The 18,306-nt window shown below is 65.6% G+C and carries 16 protein-coding genes; 6 read left to right on the plus strand and 10 right to left on the minus strand.

The genetic code is table 11. The features are described from left to right. Positions 1 to 46: 46 nt before the first annotated feature. Together G4L39_RS12680 and G4L39_RS12685 are read right to left on the minus strand one after the other, a co-directional pair. On the minus strand, positions 47 to 523 hold the full coding sequence (locus tag G4L39_RS12680) for a DUF1844 domain-containing protein (protein WP_165108629.1): 477 nt from the start codon (positions 521 to 523) through the stop codon (positions 47 to 49). Continuing rightward, entirely contained in the window at positions 520 to 1,206 is a 687-nt protein-coding gene (locus G4L39_RS12685; protein ID WP_165108631.1) for an LON peptidase substrate-binding domain-containing protein, read from the minus strand. The genes G4L39_RS12680 and G4L39_RS12685 overlap by 4 nt, the downstream gene beginning before the upstream one ends. Positions 1,207 to 1,331: 125 nt before the next feature. Here G4L39_RS12685 and G4L39_RS12690 point away from each other — a divergent pair, with 125 nt between their 5' ends. From G4L39_RS12690 to G4L39_RS12715, 6 genes are all read left to right on the plus strand, one after another. Continuing rightward, the gene (locus tag G4L39_RS12690; protein WP_165108633.1) at positions 1,332 to 2,093 is read left to right on the plus strand and encodes a 7-carboxy-7-deazaguanine synthase QueE; all 762 of its coding nucleotides are present in this window, start codon (positions 1,332 to 1,334) and stop codon (positions 2,091 to 2,093) included. A 65-nt stretch (positions 2,094 to 2,158) separates the two neighbouring features. After that, entirely contained in the window at positions 2,159 to 3,523 is a 1,365-nt protein-coding gene (locus tag G4L39_RS12695; protein WP_205881000.1) for an aspartate aminotransferase family protein, read from the plus strand. Then, a complete protein-coding gene (gene rsmA / locus G4L39_RS12700; protein WP_165108637.1) occupies positions 3,520 to 4,338 on the plus strand; it encodes a 16S rRNA (adenine(1518)-N(6)/adenine(1519)-N(6))-dimethyltransferase RsmA in 819 nt (272 codons plus the stop codon). The genes G4L39_RS12695 and rsmA overlap by 4 nt, the downstream gene beginning before the upstream one ends. Continuing rightward, positions 4,335 to 4,892 (plus strand): NUDIX hydrolase, encoded by a 558-nt coding sequence (locus G4L39_RS12705; RefSeq protein ID WP_165108639.1) that lies wholly within the window; start codon positions 4,335 to 4,337, stop codon positions 4,890 to 4,892. The genes rsmA and G4L39_RS12705 overlap by 4 nt, the downstream gene beginning before the upstream one ends. Positions 4,893 to 4,971: 79 nt before the next feature. Beyond that, entirely contained in the window at positions 4,972 to 6,231 is a 1,260-nt protein-coding gene (locus G4L39_RS12710; protein WP_165108641.1) for a NupC/NupG family nucleoside CNT transporter, read from the plus strand. Positions 6,232 to 6,546: 315 nt separating this feature from the next. After that, the gene (locus tag G4L39_RS12715; protein WP_165108643.1) at positions 6,547 to 8,235 is read left to right on the plus strand and encodes a sodium:solute symporter; all 1,689 of its coding nucleotides are present in this window, start codon (positions 6,547 to 6,549) and stop codon (positions 8,233 to 8,235) included. A gap of 133 nt (positions 8,236 to 8,368) precedes the next feature. Here the strand turns inward: G4L39_RS12715 and hisC are convergent, their stop codons facing one another. The 8 genes from hisC to G4L39_RS12755 form a co-directional block, all read right to left on the minus strand. After that, positions 8,369 to 9,472 (minus strand): histidinol-phosphate transaminase, encoded by a 1,104-nt coding sequence (hisC, locus tag G4L39_RS12720; RefSeq protein ID WP_165108646.1) that lies wholly within the window; start codon positions 9,470 to 9,472, stop codon positions 8,369 to 8,371. Further along, positions 9,469 to 10,530, minus strand: a complete 1,062-nt coding sequence (locus G4L39_RS12725) for a phosphate acyltransferase (RefSeq protein WP_165108648.1) — start codon at positions 10,528 to 10,530, stop codon at positions 9,469 to 9,471. Before G4L39_RS12725 ends, hisC begins: the two co-directional genes overlap by 4 nt. A 70-nt stretch (positions 10,531 to 10,600) precedes the next feature. After that, complete coding sequence (locus G4L39_RS12730) at positions 10,601 to 11,185, minus strand: YkgJ family cysteine cluster protein (protein ID WP_165108651.1); 585 nt, start codon at positions 11,183 to 11,185, stop codon at positions 10,601 to 10,603. After that, entirely contained in the window at positions 11,182 to 13,788 is a 2,607-nt protein-coding gene (hrpB, locus tag G4L39_RS12735; protein ID WP_165108653.1) for an ATP-dependent helicase HrpB, read from the minus strand. The genes G4L39_RS12730 and hrpB overlap by 4 nt, the downstream gene beginning before the upstream one ends. After that, positions 13,781 to 14,818, minus strand: a complete 1,038-nt coding sequence (tsaD, locus tag G4L39_RS12740) for a tRNA (adenosine(37)-N6)-threonylcarbamoyltransferase complex transferase subunit TsaD (RefSeq protein ID WP_165108655.1) — start codon at positions 14,816 to 14,818, stop codon at positions 13,781 to 13,783. Before tsaD ends, hrpB begins: the two co-directional genes overlap by 8 nt. A gap of 136 nt (positions 14,819 to 14,954) precedes the next feature. Continuing rightward, positions 14,955 to 16,307 carry a S41 family peptidase gene (locus tag G4L39_RS12745; protein ID WP_165108657.1) on the minus strand — a complete coding sequence of 451 codons (1,353 nt, stop codon included), beginning with the start codon at positions 16,305 to 16,307 and terminating at the stop codon, positions 14,955 to 14,957. A 321-nt stretch (positions 16,308 to 16,628) separates the two neighbouring features. Then, a complete protein-coding gene (locus tag G4L39_RS12750) occupies positions 16,629 to 17,069 on the minus strand; it encodes a hypothetical protein (RefSeq protein WP_165108659.1) in 441 nt (146 codons plus the stop codon). 18 nt (positions 17,070 to 17,087) lie between these two features. Further along, positions 17,088 to 17,903, minus strand: a complete 816-nt coding sequence (locus tag G4L39_RS12755) for a type II secretion system protein (protein ID WP_165108661.1) — start codon at positions 17,901 to 17,903, stop codon at positions 17,088 to 17,090. Positions 17,904 to 18,306 lie beyond the last annotated feature (403 nt).

Here is an 18,306-nt window from a genome sequence, read left to right on the forward strand (position 1 = left end):
GCTGGCGGCTGCGGGTTTGGGTGAGGGGGGGCGTGGGCGAGTTCGCTCAGACGTCGTACTTTTTGAAGAAGCGGCGGCGCGATCCGGAATCGGCGGGCTCGGCGTTTGAGGTGGTCTCGGCGGTTTGGTTGTCGGCCGTGGTGGTTGACGAGTCCGTGGGTGTTTGGGGCTTGTCGGTCTGCTGATCTGGGGGGTTGGTTTGGGGGGTGGCGTTCCGGTCGGCTTCTTCGACGGCGTCGACGAAAGCCAGGCGGAGGTTCATCAAGGTGTCGCGAAGGAGGCGGGTTTCCTCGGGGGTCAGGTTGCCGCGGGTTTTGAGTTCGAGCACGGCCAGTTGATCGATGAACATGCGGGCGGCGTCAAGGTCGCGTGTGGTCTGGCCGGTGGCGGGGTTGGGGACGCGGCCCATTGTGACCCGGGCCAGGTCGGCCAGTTGGAGCACGAGGCGGGCGAACAACACGGATTGTTCGCCGGCGGAGAATTCGTCGGCGGGCTGTCGGACGGGTTCGGTGTCGCGGTTCATGGGCTGCCCGGAGACGGATCCCCGTGTCGGGCCAGCTCGGTTTTGAGGTGTGCGACCAGCAGTGCCAGGCGATCGCTTGTGCGGACGCACTCCAGCAGTTGTTGCCGCACTGTGGCGGGCCCGACGAGGATCGCGCTAATGAGATCTGCCACAACGTCGGGATCTTTCAAGTCCAGGGTGTCTCGAAGGATGGCGGCCATGGCGTCGGGGCAGGGGACCAGGGAGACGACGTTTTCGGCGTCCATGAGTGTGGGGGGTGGGGGAAAGGGAAGACCGAGTTCGATGCGGCGCTGGACAAGGTCTCGGAGTTCCTGGAGGAGTGGCTGACAGTGGTTCGGAGGGGCGGGGATGGTGCAGAGGGGGGTGATGCGGTGGACGCGGTAAGGTTTATATCGGAGGGCCGGGGTGAGGCTGACGCGGATGAGGCCCTGAAGGACGACGTGGGCGGTGCCGTCGGAATGTTGGACGGCCATTCGGACAAGGCCCAGGCCGGCGACCTCGTGGGGTGTTTCGCGCTGGCAGCTGGGCTTTTGCATGGCCACGACCAGCATTCGGTGGGACTCGAGGACGTCGATCAACATGCGGCGGTGGCGGGGCTCGAAGACGTAAAGGGGCAGCAGCGACTGGGGAAAGAGGGTCGCCGCCGGCAGGGTCATCACCGGTACTTCGCAAGGTACGATCACCCAATCAATTTAGAGGCAGAAAGGTCGGGTTCAAGGGGGCTAATGGCCGGGATGGGCGCGGAGGCCCGCGGCGGGCCCGGTTTCGCCATTGTCAACCGCGCGGGGTTGGGAAAGAGTGGGCGGCGATGTCGGACGACACCTTGGTGGTGAACGAGATTTTTTACAGTGTCCAGGGCGAGAGCAGCTGGACGGGGTTGCCGTGCGTGTTTGTGCGATTGACCGGTTGTCCGCTGCGATGTTCGTATTGCGACACCGCCTATGCGTTTCGGGAGGGTCGCCGGATGGCTCTGGGGGCGGTGATGGAGGAGGTGGCGCAGCGGGCGCGGCCGTTTCGGGAAGCGGATCTGCGTGTGCCGGCGCCAGACGGGGTTGCGGTGCGGCTGCCGTTGGTGGAGGTGACCGGCGGTGAACCGCTGGCGCAGCCGGCGGTGCTGCCGTTGATGCGGGCGTTGTGTGATGCCGGGTACACCGTTTTGCTGGAGACCAGCGGGGCCTTGGACATCCGGCCGGTGGACCCGCGCGTGCGGCGGATTGTGGACGTCAAGTGTCCCAGCAGCGGGGAAGTGGAACGAAACCGGTGGGACAACCTTGAGGCGCTGCGTCCGACGGATGAACTGAAGTTTGTGATCGGGACCGTGGAGGATTATGAGTGGGCGCGCGACCAGATCCTGACGCGGCGTTTGGACCGGGTTTGCCCGGTGCTGGTTTCGTGGGTGCACCCGCTGACGCCGGCGCAACAGGATCCGGCGCTCAAACCGGTGCCGCCCGGGCAGCGTCGGTTGACACCGCGGGAGCTGGTGGAACGGATTTTGGCGGATGCTCTACCGGTGCGGTTTCAGACGCAGTTGCACAAATGGATCTGGCCACCGGACCAGCGCGGGGTGTGACGTGTGGCCGGGACCTCGGCCGGGCCGTGCGGCGGAAAGGGAGAAATGCGAGGGGAATGGAGCCGATGGAATCGGAGCGCGGGATGACGATGGGCAACCGGGGTTGGTTGGAGCGCCTGCGGGAGTACGAGGCGCCGAATGTGACGTTTGTGGATGCGGACGGTGGTTGGCCGATTGTTTGGGTGTCGGCGCGGGGGGAGTGGGTGTGGGATGTGGAGGGGCGGAGGTATGTGGATTTGACGGCTGGTTTCGGGGTGGCCATGGCCGGGCACCGGAGCCCGGCGTTGGTGCGGGCGATCCGGGCTCAACTGCGGTCGTTGTTGCACGGGATGGGGGACGTGCATCCGCATGTGGGGAAGGTGGAGCTTTTGGAGCAGTTGAGTCGGATCACGTTTGAGCGTTGGACCGGGCAGGGCGGCGGGCGGCGGTTGCGGGGGCGTGCCGTCCTGGGTTGCACGGGGTTTGAGGCGGTGGAGATTGCGCTGAAGACGGCGCAGCGGGCCACGGGGCGACCGTGGGTGGTGGCGTTTGAGGGGGGGTATCACGGTCTGGGGTACGGGGCACTGAACGTGACGCATCGGGAGTTGTTCTGGCGACCTTTTGAATCCCAGCTGCGTCGGTTTGGTTGTTTTGCGCCGTTTCCCGGGCGTGAGGAGGATCTGGGGCGGGTGGAACGGTGCCTGTCCCGGTTGCAGCGGCGGCGTGCGATCGGGGCCGTGCTCGTGGAGCCCGTGCAGGGTCGGGGCGGGATTCGGGTTCCGCCGGCGTCGTTTTTGCCGTGGTTGCGTGCGTGGTGTGATCGGCACGGGGCATTGTTGATCCTGGACGAGATCTTCACGGGGTTTGGTCGGACGGGCCGGTGGTTTGCGTGTGAACATTTCGGGGTGGTGCCGGACGTGATTTGCCTGGGAAAGGCCCTGACGGGCGGGTTTCCGCTGTCGGCTTGTGTGGGGCGCTCGGACGTGATGGAATCGGCCTGGCCGCCTTCTGCAGGGGAGGCCCTTCATACGAGCACGTTTCAGGGGCATCCGGTGGGTTGCCGGATGGCGCTGGAACAGATTCGGGAACTGGAGCGGCGCGACCTGGCGGGTCGTGCGGCGGGGATGGGTGCGTGGTTGATGGAGCGGCTTCGCGGGTTGCGTCCTGCGCCCGGGCTGGAGTATGAGGTGCGCGGCCTGGGTTTGATGGTGGGATTGGAGGTGCGCCGGAGCGACGGCGGCCCTGCGACGGCCGTGGTCCTGGACGCATTGAAGCGGATGTTGGTTCGGGGCTTTTTGTTGCTTCCGGAAGGGGCCGACGCCAACGTAGTGGCCTTCACGCCGCCGCTGACGGTGAGTCGGGCGGGGTTGGAACGTGCCGTCCGTGCGCTGGGAGAATGCCTGGACGAGGCCGCCCGGGCCACGACGCGCGAACGTCCGGATCACGCATGAAACCATCCGAGATGCGGAGCCTGCTGGAGTCGGAGGGGATTCGATTGAGCCGCCGGCTGGGCCAGCATTTCATGCATGATGCGCACCAGTTGGATCGGATGGTGGCCGTGGCGGAGTTGCAGGAGGGGATGCGCGTGTTGGAGATCGGGCCCGGGCTGGGGCCCCTGACCGAGCGGCTGTTACGTGCGGGTGCGCGGGTGTTGGCACTTGAAAAGGACGTGCGTCTGGCGCGGTTGTTGGAGGAACGGCTGGGCGGGGATCCGCGGCTGGAGGTGCGGGTGGTGGATGCCCTGGATTTTCTGCGGGAGGAGAAGCCGGATCTGGGGGAGTGGCGGGTGGTATCGAACCTGCCCTATTCCGTGGCGTCGCCGTTGTTGGTGGAGCTGGCCGGGTTGGAACGGCCGCCGGTGCGGTTGGTGGTCACGGTCCAGGCAGAGGTGGCGGATCGGATTGTGGCGGATGCGGGGGAACCTGCGTATGGGTTGTTGACCTTGCTGATCCGGCAGACGTATGAACCGGGGCAGCGGTTTCGCATTCCGGCGACGTGTTTTTATCCGGTGCCGAAGGTGGAGTCGGCGTGTGTGTTGTTGGAGCGTCGCCCCGGTGTGCCGGCGGAGCTGCGACCGGTCTTTCTGAAGCTGGTTCGACGGGCCTTTTCGCAACGGCGCAAGCAGATGTTCAAGCTGCTTCGAGCCGACTGGCCGGAGGCGAAGCTGCGGGAGGCCTTTGAGCGTGTGGGGCTTTCGCGGGAGGTCCGGGGCGAGGCGGTCTCGATGGAGCAGTACGTGGCCCTGGCCCGCGTGTTGGAGACATGAATGCGACCGAGTGGTTTGATGTGGTGAACGAACGGGATGAGGTGATCGGCCGTGCGCCGCGCGAGGAGGTGCATGGTCGGGGGCTGCGTCACCGGGCGGTGCATGTGCTGGTGTTCAACACCAGGGGACAGGTCTTCCTGCAAAAGCGTTCGCAAAGGAAGGATCGGGAGCCCGGCATGTGGGATTCATCCGCTTCCGGTCACGTGGACGCCGGGGAGGAGTATGACATGGCGGCGGTGCGGGAGTTGGAGGAGGAATTGGGGGTGAGACCCGCCCCGCCGCCGGAGCGCTGGTTCAAGCTGCCGGCCTGTCCGGAGACCGACCAGGAATTTGTGTGGGTTTACCGTCTCCGGCACGAGGGTCCGTTTGTCTGGCCAGCCGAGGAGATCGAGGACGGCGCGTGGTTTGATCCCGGTGCGATTTCCCGGTGGATTCGCCAGCAACCCGGGGTGTTTGCGCGGGCCTTTCGGTTTGTGTGGGCGGAGGTGGAACGGCGGGGGATGGAACGAACGCAGCCGGCGCAGCCATCCGGGCCGGGCGGGACGAATGCGTAACGGGCGGTTGCGGGGCGTCCGGCGTGGACGGGGTGTGGCCGCCTCGACCTGAGGGATTGCGGTGGTTAAGGTGGCGTGCATGGAACTCCGGGTGGTGAGCCTGTTGGGGTTGGTGACCATGGTACTGCTGGCGTGGTCCGTTTCGGCGGACCGGCGCCGGTTTCCCTGGCGGACGGTGGGTTGGGGGTTGGCGCTGCAGTTTGGGCTGGCGCTGTTGTTGTTGAAGACGGCGGGCGGGCAGGCGGTGTTTGAGGCGGCCGGTCGTGCGATCCGGGCGCTGACGGCGTTTGCGGACGAGGGGAGTCGCTTCGTGTTTGGTCCGCTGGCGGATGCCGCACTGATGAACCACGTGTTTCAGGGGCGTGGGCTTGTGTTTGCCATTTTGGTGACGGGGACGATCATCCTGGTGTCGAGTTTGTCGGCGCTGTTGTATCACTGGGGTGTGTTGCAGCGGGTGGTGCGCGCGATGGCCTGGGTGATGCGCTGGTTGATGGGCACCAGCGGGGCTGAAACGTTGTCGGCGGCGGCGAACGTGTTCATGGGACAGACGGAAGCGCCGCTGTTGGTGCGGCCCTACATTCCGGGCATGACGCGGAGCGAACTGTTGTGTCTGATGACCGGGGGGATGGCCACGATTGCGGGCGGGGTGGCGGCGGTGTATGCGCGGATGGGTGCGGAGGCCGGGCACCCGGAGATGGCGGGTCACCTGTTGACCGCCTCGGTCATGAATGCGCCGGCGGCGCTGTTCATGTCCAAGATTCTGTTGCCCGAGACCGAGGTCAGTGAGACCGCGGGCGGACAGCTCAAGGACCCGCCGCGGACGACGGTGAACAGCCTGGAGGCCCTCTGTCAGGGTGCGGGAGAGGGGCTACGGTTGTCCCTGAATGTGCTGGCGATGTTGATTGCGTTTGTGGCGGTGGTGGCGCTGGCGAATGGTCTGCTGGCCGGTCCCCAGCGGTGGCTGGGTGTGTCGGACCCGGTCACGCTGCAGGATTTGCTGGGCTGGCTCAACGCGCCGTTTGCATGGTTGCTGGGCGTGCCGGCGGCGGATTGTGTGACCGTGGGCCGGATTCTGGGGGAACGGATTGTGCTGAATGAGTTCATTGGTTACGCCACGCTGACGCATCCGGACACGGTCCTGAGCGAGCGAGGCTTTGTGTTGACGACCTATGCCCTGTGCGGGTTTGCCAATTTCACCAGCATCGCGATCCAGGTGGGCGGGATCGGGTCGTTGGCGCCGGAACGCAGGGGTGACATGGCGCGGCTGGGGTTGAGGGCGATGGTGGGGGGTGTGCTGGCCACCTATGTGACGGCGTGCATGGTGGGGGTATTGCTTTGAGGACCGGGGGCGGGTGCGGGCCCTGGCACGTGCGGGGCGGCGCGGGGCCCGGCGGTTTGTGTCGGCCAACGGAGGGCCGGTGCTTTCGGGATTGACAGTGGCGCGGCTGCGGGTTGAACTAGCCGCCGATTACTGTGGAAAGCTTAGAAATGGCGTTCCGAGTGGTCGGAGTCGGCTCCGGGGCCGGGTGGGAACGACCCGGCAGGGCGCGGGCTTTCCTTCGGGATGCCGGACTTCCTTCGATGACGGGCCGGGTCCGGCCGTGTGGGCCGGGGCCTGTCGGTGCCGGATGAACCCTGCAGTGGAGAACCTGCCATGCATTGGATCGACTGGATCGTCATTGCGCTGTACTTCGTGTTGATTGCGTGGATTGCGTGGTGGTACGGGCGACACCAGCGGGATACGACGGATTACTTTCTGGCGGGTCGGAATGCCGGTTGGGTGGTGATCGGCGCGTCGATTTTCACGTCGAACATCGGGTCGGAGCATATTGTGGGGTTGGCGGGGCAGGGTGCGTCCACCGGCATGGCCATGGCGCATTGGGAATTGCACGCGTGGTGTTTGATCGTGTTGGCGGGGTTGTTTGTGCCCTTCTACTACAAGTCGCGGGTGGCCACGATTCCGGAGTTTTTGGAGAAGCGGTTCAGTCCGCGGACCCGCTGGATTCTGTCGTGTGTGTCGCTGGTGGCCTATGTATTCACCAAGGTGAGCGTGACGGTGTATGCGGGGGCGGTGGTGTTTCAGGCGTTGTTGCCGGACACGTTTGGCAGTCCGCAGAACGCTTTCTGGGTGGGGGCGTTCAGCACGGTCATCATCACCGGGATTTACACCGTGTTTGGGGGGATGCGGGCGATCATGAACACGGCCACGCCGCAGGCGGTGATCATTTTGTTCGGTTCGTTTGTCATTACGGCCATCGGGCTGAGCAAGCTGGGTGGGTGGGATGAGCTGGTGGCCACGTGCAAGACCAATGCCGACCAGTTTGCCCTGTGGCGGCCGTTGAGCGATCCGGATTTCCCCTGGCTTGGCGTGGTGATTGCCTCGCCCATCATCGGGTTGTGGTACTGGTGCACGGACCAGTACATCGTGCAGCGTGTGTTGTCGGCGAAGGACCTGCCGACGGCCCGCCGGGGTGCGTTGTTTGGCGGCGTGCTGAAGTTGTGGCCGGTGTTGATCTTCCTGATCCCGGGCATGATCGGCTGGGCTTTGCACCAGAAGGGGATCATCCAGCTGCCGCCCAAGATTGTGAACGGCGAGGTGGTGGCGCCCATTGACGGTGACCAGGTGTTTCCCTCGCTGGTGCGGTTGTTGTTGCCGCCGGGGATTCGGGGTCTGATTGTGGCCTGTTTGTTGGCGGCGTTGATGAGTTCGCTGGCGTCGCTGTTTAATTCCAGCGCCTCTTTGTTCACCGTGGATATTTACGAGAAGATCCGTCCCGGGCAATCCGAGCAGCACCTGTTGATGGTGGGCCGGATTGCCACGGCGACCGTGGTGATCCTGGGGATCATCTGGATACCGGTGATGGCGAAGGTTTCGGGCGGTGGGTTGTACCAGTATCTGCAGAGTGTGCAGGGGTATTTGGCCCCGCCCATCACCGCGGTGTTCTTCCTCGGGCTGTTCTGGAAACGGCTGAACAGTGTGGGGGCGACCTGGGCCCTCGCCACGGGCTTTGTGCTGGGGATGCTGAAGCTGACGATCCAGGTCTTCTTTGGAAAGGAGAAGCAGTTCCAGGAACCGGCCTGGCTGGCGGCGATCGGGGATTTCAACTTCCTGTATGCGACCGGTGTGTTGTTTGCCATCAGTGCCATTGTCATGGTGGTGGCTTCGTTGTTAACGCCCCCTCCGCCGGAGGAAAAGGTGCGCGGGTTGACCTACGGTTCGATTCACCAGGAAGCAGCCGAGGAGATCCGGAAGAGCTGGGATGCCGGGAACATCTTCATGGCGCTTTTCATCCTGGTGTGCGTGCTGGGGATGTACCTGTACTTCAGCTTCTGGCTGAGCTGAGGCCGGGCGACCGAACCGGGCGGCGGGTTGGCCCTGGGCAGTGCTGCGGGCATTGCCGGTGGGTTGGATCCGCTTGAGCTGGTTGGGGCGGCCTCCCGCACTGCCGGTTAACCCCATCCGGCATGCATCGCAGTCAGCGGTTCAGGGCCAGCTGCAACGCCCGGAGGCAGCGTTCGTTCTCCTCCGGCCGGCCCACTGAGATCCGGATCCACTCGGGCAGGTCATAGCCGTCCATGGGTCGGACGATGACGCCCTGGCGGAGCATGGACTCGAACACGGCGTGGGCGTTGCCCACGCGGACGAGGATGAAGTTGGCCTCGGAGGGGATGTAGGGCAGGCCGAGCGATTCGAATCCCGTGGCGAGCTGGCGGAGGCCGGCCTTGTTGATGGCCCGGGTTTGTTCCACGTGGTCGTGGTCGTCCAGGGCTGCCAGGGCGGCTGCCTGGGCCAGCCGGTTCACGTTGAAGGGCTCGCGTGTTTTTTCGAGTGCGGCCACCACCTGCGGGTGTCCGATGCCATAGCCGACCCGCAGTCCGGCCAGACCGTAGATTTTGGAGAAGGTTCGGACGAGCAGGAGGTTCGGGGACCGACCTTCACGGATCGCTGGGAGAAAGTCGGCGGGGTGGTCCAGGAACTCGATATAGGCTTCGTCCAGGACGATGAGGACGTCGGGCGGGACACTCTCGACAAACTGTCGGAGTTCCTGCGGCGGGGCGCAGGTGCCGGTGGGATTGTTCGGGTTGGCGATGAAGACGACGCGGGTTTGGGGTGTGAACGCCGCGCGCATGGCGGCCAGGTCATGCGCGAAATTGCGGGCCGGCACGGTGATCAGCCGGGCGCCGAACAGCCGGGTGACCAGCGGATAGACGGCGAAGCAGTATTGCGAGACCACCACGTCCACGCCGGGTCGGAGCAGGGCGTGGCCGACGAGCTCGAGCACCTCGTTGGAGCCGTTGCCGAGGATGAGGTGTTCCGGGGTCAACCCGAGTTTCTCGGCGAGGCGGGCTTTGAGGGCAAAGGCGTGGCCGTCAGGGTACAGGTGGACGGTTGCGCAAGCGGCCTGCAGGGCCTGCAGTGCCCGGGGCGAGGGTCCCAACGGATTCTCGTTGGAGGCCAGTTTCACAATGGACTCCGGGGCCAGGCCGTGGATGCGGGCCACTTCTTCGATGGGCCGGCCCGGTTGGTAAACCGGGATTTGTTCCAGCTGCGGGTTGAGGGGAATCGGGCTTGGGTTCATGGTCGTGCATCTCCCGGCGGGGTCTGGCCGGCGCCCGGGTACAGCAGGGGAAAATGGATGGCCTGCACGCCCACGATGGCCGCGGCGCCCAGGATGTCCCAGGCGGCCGAGCCCCGCGGCACGTTGGCGGCCGGGCGGTCCAGACCCAGCAGGACCGGTCCGTACGCTTCCGCGCGTGCCACGTGATGCAGCAACCGCGCGGCGATCTGGGCCGAGTTCAGTTCCGGAAAAATCAGTACGTTGGCGGAGGCGGTCAGGGCGAGGTCGGGACATTTTCTGCGGCCCAACTCGGGCAGCAGGGCCACGTCGATCTGGATTTCGCCTTCGAACAGGGCCTCGAGATTTTGCTCCCGGGCCTTTTGACGGGCCAGGGCGGTGGCGGCGCGGACCCGCACGGCGGACTCATGTTCGGCGCTGCCCTTGGTGGAAAAGGACAGCAGGGCCACGCGGGGCTTGGCGCCGAGGAGGTGGCGGGCCAGCCGGGCCGTGGAGACCGCGATTTCGGCGAGTTCTTCCACGGTGGGGGCCGGAATGACGGCGCAGTCGGCAAGAAACAGGACGCCGTCCTCGCCGAAGCGTGAATCCCCGACCTCGACCACGGTGCAGCCGGCCACGGTGCGCGTGTGGGGGGCGGTGCCCACGATTTGTTGGAGGGCCCGCATGACGCTGGCCATGGTGTGGGTGGCACCGCTGACGATGCCGTCGGCCTGATGGAGGGCGAGCATCATGCTGGCGAAGTAGTTGGGCTGGAGCATGACTTCGCGGGCGTCCGTTTCGGGCAGACCGCGCATGCGCCGGAGCCGGGCGTACCGGGTGACGAACCCGTCGAGTTCCTCGCTCCGACTCGGATCCAGGACGCGGATACCGTCCAGGGCGAGTCCATGTTGTTGTGCGGTGGCACGGACCTGATCGTGTGGCCCCAGGACAATGGGTGCGCCGAGCCGGAGGGCATAGAACTGGCGGGCGGCCTGGAGCACGGCCGGTTCGGTGCCTTCCGGGAACACGATGCGCTTGGGATGGCGCTGGAGTTTTTCGATCAGGCCGGCGACGAATCGCATGGCCGGTCAAGTACCGCACGGCGGACCAAAAGGCAATCGGCAAACGCGGGCCGTGGGCTGCGCGGCCGGTTCACTCCTTTTGAGGGTGGCGCGCGGGGCGTTCGGGGGCTTTTGCGCCCTCCGGCGTGAGGAACTCGACCGCCAGAATCCGGTGGAGTTGCTCCATGGCGCGCATCAGACGCTGCCGGGCAGGGATGACTCCGGGCCGGGACAGGTCCAAAGGCCGGGCGAGGGCGTGTGTGACGCGATCTTGAAGGGGTCGGTTTGCGGTGGCTTGGCCGAGGGCGGCCAGGGCCTGTTCCACTTTAGCGAGGGCTGCGCGCGCACGTTGGACGATGGCGCGGGCCTGGTCGGGGGAGAGGCGGCCCTGGATGAGCCGCTGCAGGAGGCCGCAGCTGAAGGTGCGACAGCGTTCCGGTCTGAGTGCGTAGACACTGCAGAGCTGGCCGTTCAAGCAGGGACAGGGCTGGGGCAGTCGCCAACGACCGGGCTGACCGCGCAAGGGGACGTGCAGTTTCCGGAGGGTGGCGGCTTCGGACGGATCGGGGATGCGCACGTCGGCGAACAACACGCCATTGCAACAGAAGCCGCAGTGCGGGCAGAGCTCGCTCACGGCCTGCGCGGGTGTGAGGGCGCCGGGTGATGCAGGGTTCAACGCCATTCGTGTTTGGGATACCTGCGTTGGAGTTCCTGTTTGAGGCGAGGGTAGTGTTCGCGCCAAAATCCGGCCAGGTCCTGGGTGATCTGGACCGGTTTCATGCCCGGGCTGAGGATCTGGACCACGACGGGCACACGCCCCATGGCCACGCGTGGGGTTTCCGTGACGCCGAAGAGTTCCTGGATGCGCACGGAGATGAGGGGCGGACCGTCCTGGCGGTAGCGGACGCGGACGGTCCGTCCGTTGGCGAGGCGCACGCGTTCGGGGGCGTGCTGTTCGAGGAGGGTTTGCTGGTGTGCCGAGAGCCATGCCCGCACCAGGGGTGCCACGTCGCGGTCCTTGATTTCCTTGTAGGTGAAGGCGCCGTGGCAGAGGGTTTCAGTGACGCTGCGGCGGGCTTGGTCGGTGAAGGGTGGCAGCTGCAGTTCCGGGCAGGTGCGGGCCAGGAAATTGAGGCGCGCGATCCATTGTTCCACGGTATCGGTCCACGAGGGGAGGGTGAGTCGGCCGGCCAGAATCTCCGTGGCCAGGATTCTGGCGGCTTGTTCGGTCGGGGGCGGGTCCACCCGCCGTTGTGTCACGGTCAGGTCACGGAACCGGATCTCCTGGCGTGCTTCGACGCGGCGGGTTGCGGGATCGAAGAAGCACTCGGTGGTTGTTTGCAATTCGTGCGGGTGGAGTTCGGTGATCCAGCATGGCTCGACCGGGCAGACCAGCGACAGGACAGTTTCGGTCTGGCCGTTACTGTTTTGGATTTCGCGGATTTCTGCGGCGACGAGCAGGGGGCTGTCCCGCACGACTGTTTCCGGGTCCAGGACCGCCCTGCGACCGCCGGTGAGCTGGCACCGCAGGGTGCCGGAGTCGATCCGGCGGGCCAGGTGATCCGGGAAGGCACTGAGGATTGCGCGCGCCAGGGCGGCCGGAGGCGCGGACGACTCTTCGGTGTTCCAGCCCTGGCGTCGTGCGATCTGGAGGAACTGTTCGAACAGGTCGGCCACCTGCAGGGCCGTGCGCCGGTTGATTCCCAGGCGGTCGCAGGCTTCGGGTGAGAACCCTTGCTGACAGACGTAATCCCAGGCCTGGATGGCGCGGTGAAAGTCGGTGGCGAACCGGCTGCCCAGCAGGTCCTCGCGAAGGTCCTGGATTTCCCGGGGCACGCCCCGCAGGAGCAGTTCGCGGCCCTGGGTGAGAGCAGCGGCCAGGCAGGCATCGCGCACACAACCCAGTCGTGCCGCTTCAAGCAACATCCGGGCGTACCGGGGATGGACGGGGAAGGCGAGCATTTGGCGACCGAGCGCGGTGATTCGGGTTCGGGGCGGTTCGGGTTCCGCGGGGGTGTCAGGGACCGGTTCCAGGGCGCCCAGTTCCAGGAGAAGTTGCTCGGCGCGGGCCAGGGCGCGTGGATCGGGGGGATCGAGCCAGCGGAAGCCGGTGAGGTCTTCGATGCCGGCGGCTTTCAACAGGAGGACCACTTCGCTCAGGTCGAGCCGTTGCAGTTCCGGCAGTTCACGTTCGGGTCGGGCGGCATGTTCCTGCCGGCTCCAGAGCCGGATGCAGATACCGGGGGCGGTACGGCCGGCGCGGCCGGCTCGTTGTTCGGCCGAGGCGCGGCTGATCGGCTCGATCCAGAGCGTGTTCAGGCCGCGGACAGGGTCGTAGCGCGGGATGCGGGCCAGGCCGCTGTCGATTACCAGTCGGACGCCGTCGATGGTGAGAGAGGTTTCCGCCACGTTGGTGGCGACGACCACCTTGCGGCGGTCGTACCGGCGCAGGGCGGCGTCCTGCTGCGTCGGAGGGAGTTCTCCGTGGAGCGGCAGCAGGACAAATCCGGCTGATTCGGGCCGGCGTTCCAGGGCACGGAGTGTTTGATGGATTTCGTAGGCACCGGGCATGAAGATGAGGACATCGCCGGGACCGCCGTTGGCCACGTATCGGGCGAAGGCTTCGGCGGCTTTTTCCCATACGGGCGGCGGGTTGCGTCGGGGCGGTTCTTCCCAATGATGGATTTCGACCGGGTAAAGGCGACCGGACGCTTCCACCACGGCGCAGTCCGGGGACCAGGGTGGCGGCGGGGGACGGCGCCATTGGCCGAGGTAATCCCGGAGCCGCGGCAGATCGAGTGTGGCGGACATGACGAGGATCAACAGGTCCGGCCGCGATTGTTCCTGGAGTTCGAGGGCCCGGGCCAGGGTGACGTCGCCATAGAGATGCCGTTCGTGGAACTCGTCGAAGATGAGGGCGGTTACGCCGGGCAGGTCCGGTTCGTCGAGCATCTGGCGGAGGAGGATTCCTTCGGTCACGTAACGGATGCGGGTGCGCGGAGTGCTGGTGTTGTCGAATCGAATGGTATAACCGACCTCCCGGCCGAGGGGGCAACCGAGCTCGGCTGCCACGCGGGCGGCCAGCAGGCGGGCGGCCAAGCGGCGTGGCTGGAGGAGGATCGCCTGGCCCTCGCCGAGGAGCCCGTGGCGGAGCAGGATTTGGGGAACCTGGGTGGACTTGCCGGAGCCGGTGGGGGCGGAGAGGATGAGCCGGCGATGGTGCCGGAGCCGGTCCACCAGTTCCGCTTCGACTTCGTAGATCGGCAACGGCTCAGGCATGGGCTTCGTCAAGGGACCAGTCCGGCCGGATTTCCGCGTCGGGGCCGGTGGGGGGGAGTCCGTGTTGGGCTTGCAAGAGGGCCAGCGCGGCCACCATCGCGGCGTTATCGGTGCAAAAGGCCGGGGTGGCCAGGCGCAGTTTGAGGTCGTGTGCGGCGCAAGCCTCCTGGAGTGCCTTGCGCAGGGCACGGTTACAGGCCACGCCGCCCGAGGCGGTGACCAGTCGGACCCCCAACCGACATGCGGCCCGGACGGTTTTGGCGACGAGCACTTCGACGATGGCTGCCTGCACGCTGGCGCAGAGGTTTCTGAGGGCGGTTTCATCCCCGATCAACCCGGGGTTGTCGCGGAGAAAGTAGCGGACGGCGGTTTTGAGTCCGCTGAAACTGAAGTCGTCGTTGGGTTCCTCGAGCAGGGGTCGGGGGAAGTGGTGGGCGCGCGGGTTTCCGTGTTCGGCCATGCGGTCAATCACCGGTCCGGCCGGGTAGGGCAGGCCCAACAACTTGCCGGTTTTGTCGAAGCATTCACCGGCGGCGTCGTCGAGGGTGGATCCCAGGAGACGATGACGCAGGGGGGCTTCGACATGGACCAGCAGCGTGTGCCCTCCGCTGACGATGAGGGACACGTGCGGTTCGAACCGGTTCAGGTCAAGCCGGGCCGGTTCGTCAGCGAGCCATGGGGAGTACAGGTGTGCCTCGTGGTGGTGCACTCCGTAGAAGGGCCGTTCCAGGGCAAAGGCCATGGCCTGGGCGGCTTTGAGACCAATTAGCAGCGCGGTGGGCAGTCCGGGACCGCGGGTGGCGGCCACCAGGTCAATTTGCTCCGGTGCAACTCCGGCGGTTTGAATGGCCGATCGTGCCACGGGCAGGAGATTGCGGAGATGTTCGCGTGCAGCCAGTTCCGGGACGACCCCTCCGTATTCCGCGTGAAGCCGCACCTGGGAGGCGACGGCGTTGGCGCGGACGATGCCGTTGACCATCAGGGCGACGCCGGTTTCGTCGCATGAGGTTTCGATGGCAAGGACCGTCATGAGCGGGATCGTGTGGTCGCGAGGGGTTTGGGGTGGAAGTTCGGTTCCGGTGCCGGGGCCGATGCCGGGGATTTGCGCCCGGGGCGGGTTCCGGGTGCGGGGGGCGGGGCGGCCGATGTCACTGTGACTTTGGGATTCATGCGGCTCGGAAAGGGGCGCCCGTGGGGGCGGCTGCGCGCGTCTGGTTCTCCGCGGGTGATTGGGTCAATTGCTGCCGGAGCCGTTCCAGGGCGCGCTCGAGCTGAGGGTCCCGGGCGCGCCGGGCCCGTTCCTGTTCTTCCACCGTCAGCCCTTCCAGTCCACCGGGGGCTCGTAAGAGCAGGAGATCACGCTCCTGTTCCTCGGTGAGGGGCACGACTTCGTCGGGTGTGATGCCTCGCTCGTGGATCAGGCGACCTGAAGGGGTGAAGTACTTGGCCGTGGTGAGTCGGAGGGCGGCCCCGCCGGGCAGGGGGATGACGCTCTGGACACTGCCTTTGCCGAAGGTTTGTTCGCCGATGAGCACGGCCCGGTGGTGGTCCTGGAGGCAGCCGGCGACGATTTCGGCCGCGCTGGCCGTGCCGCGGTTGACCAGGACAACGATGGGGATGCCTTGGAGCCGGTCGCCCCGTCGGCCTGCACGAAATTCCTGGTCATAAGCGGGGTTGCGGCCCCGGGTGGTGACGATGACCTGCCCGGGTTCGAGGAACTCCTCGCTCACGGCCACGGCCTGGTCGAGCAACCCACCGGGATTCCATCGCAGGTCCAGGATCAGGCCGCGTAGCCGCCGGCTTTTCATGGTTCGGAGGGCGGCCCGGAGTTCCTGGTCTGTTTTTTCGCCGAACTGGGTGATCCGGGCATAGCCAATCCCATCGGCGTTGACGGGAAACTCCTTTCGGTTGTTGAGGTCCTTGACCATGTCCACCTGAATGACCGCCCGCCGCAGGGTGAGGGTGAGGGTTCGGTCCGTGGATGGCCGGTAAAGGGTCAGGGTTACCTCCGTGCCGGGGGGACCGCGCAGTCGCCGCACAGCTTCTTCAAGGGACATCCCTTCAGTGGACTCGTTTTCAATTTTGACAATCCGGTCGCCACTCAGGATGCCGGCTTTGAAGCCCGGCGATCCCTCCATGGGTGAGACAACGGTCAGGTGGCCTTCACGGACTCCCACCACCAGGCCCAGTCCGCCAAATTCGCCCTCGGTGTCGTCCTGCAGGTCCCGGAACCGGTCCGGGTCCAGAAATTCGCTGTACGGATCATCCAACGTGGCCAGCAAACCGTCCAGGGCGCCGCGGACGAGGCTCCGGTAGGTCAGGTTGGTGCCGTTGGCGTAGTCCTGCCGGACCAGCTCCAATACACGGGAAAAGAGCTCCAAGTGGGGGTAGGGGCTGTCGTCGGTTCCCCGCTGCAGCGCCTGGCGGTACATCCGGGCGCCCATTCCCAGGTTGAGCACCAGGAGAGCGACCAACAGCCCGTAGGCCAGGGTTCGCGAGTGGATTTTGGTTACCTGCATCGTATGGGCGGGAGCGTAGGTGCGGAGGCCTGGCGAAACAAGGCGATTGCTATGGAGGACCGGGGCGGTGGCGCCGCTCCAGCGGCAGTGCCGCCGGGGCTGGAATTGCAGAGAATGCCGGTTTGTTTAGACGGCAATCTTCGCACCACCGGCTTCCCCGGCCGAGTTGATCAGCCGACAAAGGACCCGCACCGGGGCTGCAACATGACACCGGCAACCAAGCAAGTTGGTCCTGCAACGGACCGGGGACGCTACGAAAGAAACTGCACCTGCCACCAGCCCCTTGGGCTGGCCTCAGGCAATTCCACCAGCGGTGTTACCCTACCGGGGTGTGGAAGCCCGGCGGAGTCGCTCGGCGGCGGCCCGGGCCCTGGGATCACCCGCAGCGATGGCGGAGGCCAGGTCAGCCTGCAGCTGTTGCATCCGCTGGTAGTACATCTGGGCCTGCTGTTCGGAAAGGATGCGCTGTTGCTGCTGAATGGCCAGCATGGCCTCCACGGCCTTTTCGTAATCCCTTTGTTTGGCTGCCAGCTCGGCCTGGCGCAACCGCTCCATGGCGGCCTGTTGGGCGGCCAGATCGGCTGCCGTGGGCCCCGTGGGTACGGGGTTGGGCTGGGCTGACTGGTCCTGGGTAGCGCCCTGGCTCACGTCAGCGGTGGGAGATGGCGTGGACGAGGTTTCTTCCTTCTTGCCGCAGCCGACCAAGAGACACAACGCCAAGACGGCCGTGGCACCTGTTAGATGGAAGACGTAACCTTTCATGGCTGAATCCGTGGATGGTTAGAACCGTCCCTGGGGATGACCCGGGTTGTTCCAAGCCCGGTTGGGGAGCATGGTGGCCGGGATGCTGCTCCCGCGGGCTTCACGCGTGCCTGCGAATTCCCAACTGTACCAGCGCACGAGCCGGATGGTTTCAGTACTACCGCCGAACAGGCCGATGGTGGCGGCCTTTCCGTGCCGGCCGGAGATACCTTCATCCGGGTAGCTGGAGGTGTCGTTGAAGTAGAACGGCGTGGTCTCGTCGGTCTCCCACATTAACACCGCATGCGGCTTGAAGTCCGTGATTTTGTAGGTGCGTGGCCGGTTGGGCGGCAGGTTCTGCAGGGCTCCGTAGCCGCAGACCGACCCGTTCCAAACGTAGCTGGTGAAGAGGATGTTTCGCTGGACGTACAGGTTGTCGATTTTATTGTCGGCCGGGCATTTCATGACCTTGTAGTCCCGGAGGTACTCGTAAAGCTGGCCACGGGCGAAGTAAACCAGCTGGTTGGAGAGCGCGACCGGGAACATTTGCACCGAGGTGTTGCCCGGTGGCAGGTTGGCCCCGTAGGCCCAGCAGGGCAGCGTGGTGCCCCAACCCGGCGAGGGCATGAAGTTATTGTTGTCGTTTACGTACAGGTGTGCGGCGGTGAGGATTTGCTTGTTATTGTTCAGGTCCACGATCTTTTGGGCCCGGTTTTTGGCACTGGACAGTGCCGGCAACAGCATGCCCGCCAGGATCGCGATGATCGCAATGACAACCAACAGCTCGATCAGGGTAAACGCACAGCGACGTCCGGTTGTGCGTGCCAGTTGTTCGGAGGTTTGTTGGGCTTTCATCGGGTTCGGTGTACTTGCCGCGCGGTCCCGGCTTCCCGATCGGGCACGGCCCGGCTTCGGATTCCACCCTCGAGGCCACCGCCGGTTTCGGCCCTTGCCGGCCTGATGGGTCAGCAGCGACAGCCGATCCGGGGCTGGTTGCTCCGAAACCGGACGTTCACGTTCGGAACTCCGGGGCCGACTTAATTTTCTCTGCTACATAATTACCATGGTGGGGTGAGCCTGTCACGACTGGAATTTTGCCGTTTTAGCCCGGTTGCCCGGGGGGTGAACTTGTGTGCCGTGCGTTCGCTGTGGGGGGCCGGACCGGGTCCAGCGCCGCGGGCCCGGGTTCGCAAGTTCCCCAAACTCGCCGCTTTCCCGCTGAACAAATCGGGTTATAGTTGGGTCGAAGTGGAGTGAA

This window comes from Limisphaera ngatamarikiensis, assembly GCF_011044775.1.
Lineage (GTDB): Bacteria > Verrucomicrobiota > Verrucomicrobiia > Limisphaerales > Limisphaeraceae > Limisphaera > Limisphaera ngatamarikiensis.

Coding starts and splice junctions, on each gene's coding strand:
- G4L39_RS12680 (WP_165108629.1), bottom strand. CDS start 523: ATGAACCGCGACACCGAACCCGTCCGACAGCCCGCCGACGAATTCTCC.
- G4L39_RS12690 (WP_165108633.1), top strand. CDS start 1,332: ATGTCGGACGACACCTTGGTGGTGAACGAGATTTTTTACAGTGTCCAG.
- G4L39_RS12695 (WP_205881000.1), top strand. CDS start 2,159: ATGGAATCGGAGCGCGGGATGACGATGGGCAACCGGGGTTGGTTGGAG.
- rsmA (WP_165108637.1), top strand. CDS start 3,520: ATGAAACCATCCGAGATGCGGAGCCTGCTGGAGTCGGAGGGGATTCGA.
- G4L39_RS12705 (WP_165108639.1), top strand. CDS start 4,335: ATGAATGCGACCGAGTGGTTTGATGTGGTGAACGAACGGGATGAGGTG.
- G4L39_RS12710 (WP_165108641.1), top strand. CDS start 4,972: ATGGAACTCCGGGTGGTGAGCCTGTTGGGGTTGGTGACCATGGTACTG.
- G4L39_RS12715 (WP_165108643.1), top strand. CDS start 6,547: ATGCATTGGATCGACTGGATCGTCATTGCGCTGTACTTCGTGTTGATT.
- hisC (WP_165108646.1), bottom strand. CDS start 9,472: ATGAACCCAAGCCCGATTCCCCTCAACCCGCAGCTGGAACAAATCCCG.
- G4L39_RS12725 (WP_165108648.1), bottom strand. CDS start 10,530: ATGCGATTCGTCGCCGGCCTGATCGAAAAACTCCAGCGCCATCCCAAG.
- hrpB (WP_165108653.1), bottom strand. CDS start 13,788: ATGCCTGAGCCGTTGCCGATCTACGAAGTCGAAGCGGAACTGGTGGAC.
- tsaD (WP_165108655.1), bottom strand. CDS start 14,818: ATGACGGTCCTTGCCATCGAAACCTCATGCGACGAAACCGGCGTCGCC.
- G4L39_RS12745 (WP_165108657.1), bottom strand. CDS start 16,307: ATGCAGGTAACCAAAATCCACTCGCGAACCCTGGCCTACGGGCTGTTG.
- G4L39_RS12750 (WP_165108659.1), bottom strand. CDS start 17,069: ATGAAAGGTTACGTCTTCCATCTAACAGGTGCCACGGCCGTCTTGGCG.
- G4L39_RS12755 (WP_165108661.1), bottom strand. CDS start 17,903: ATGAAAGCCCAACAAACCTCCGAACAACTGGCACGCACAACCGGACGT.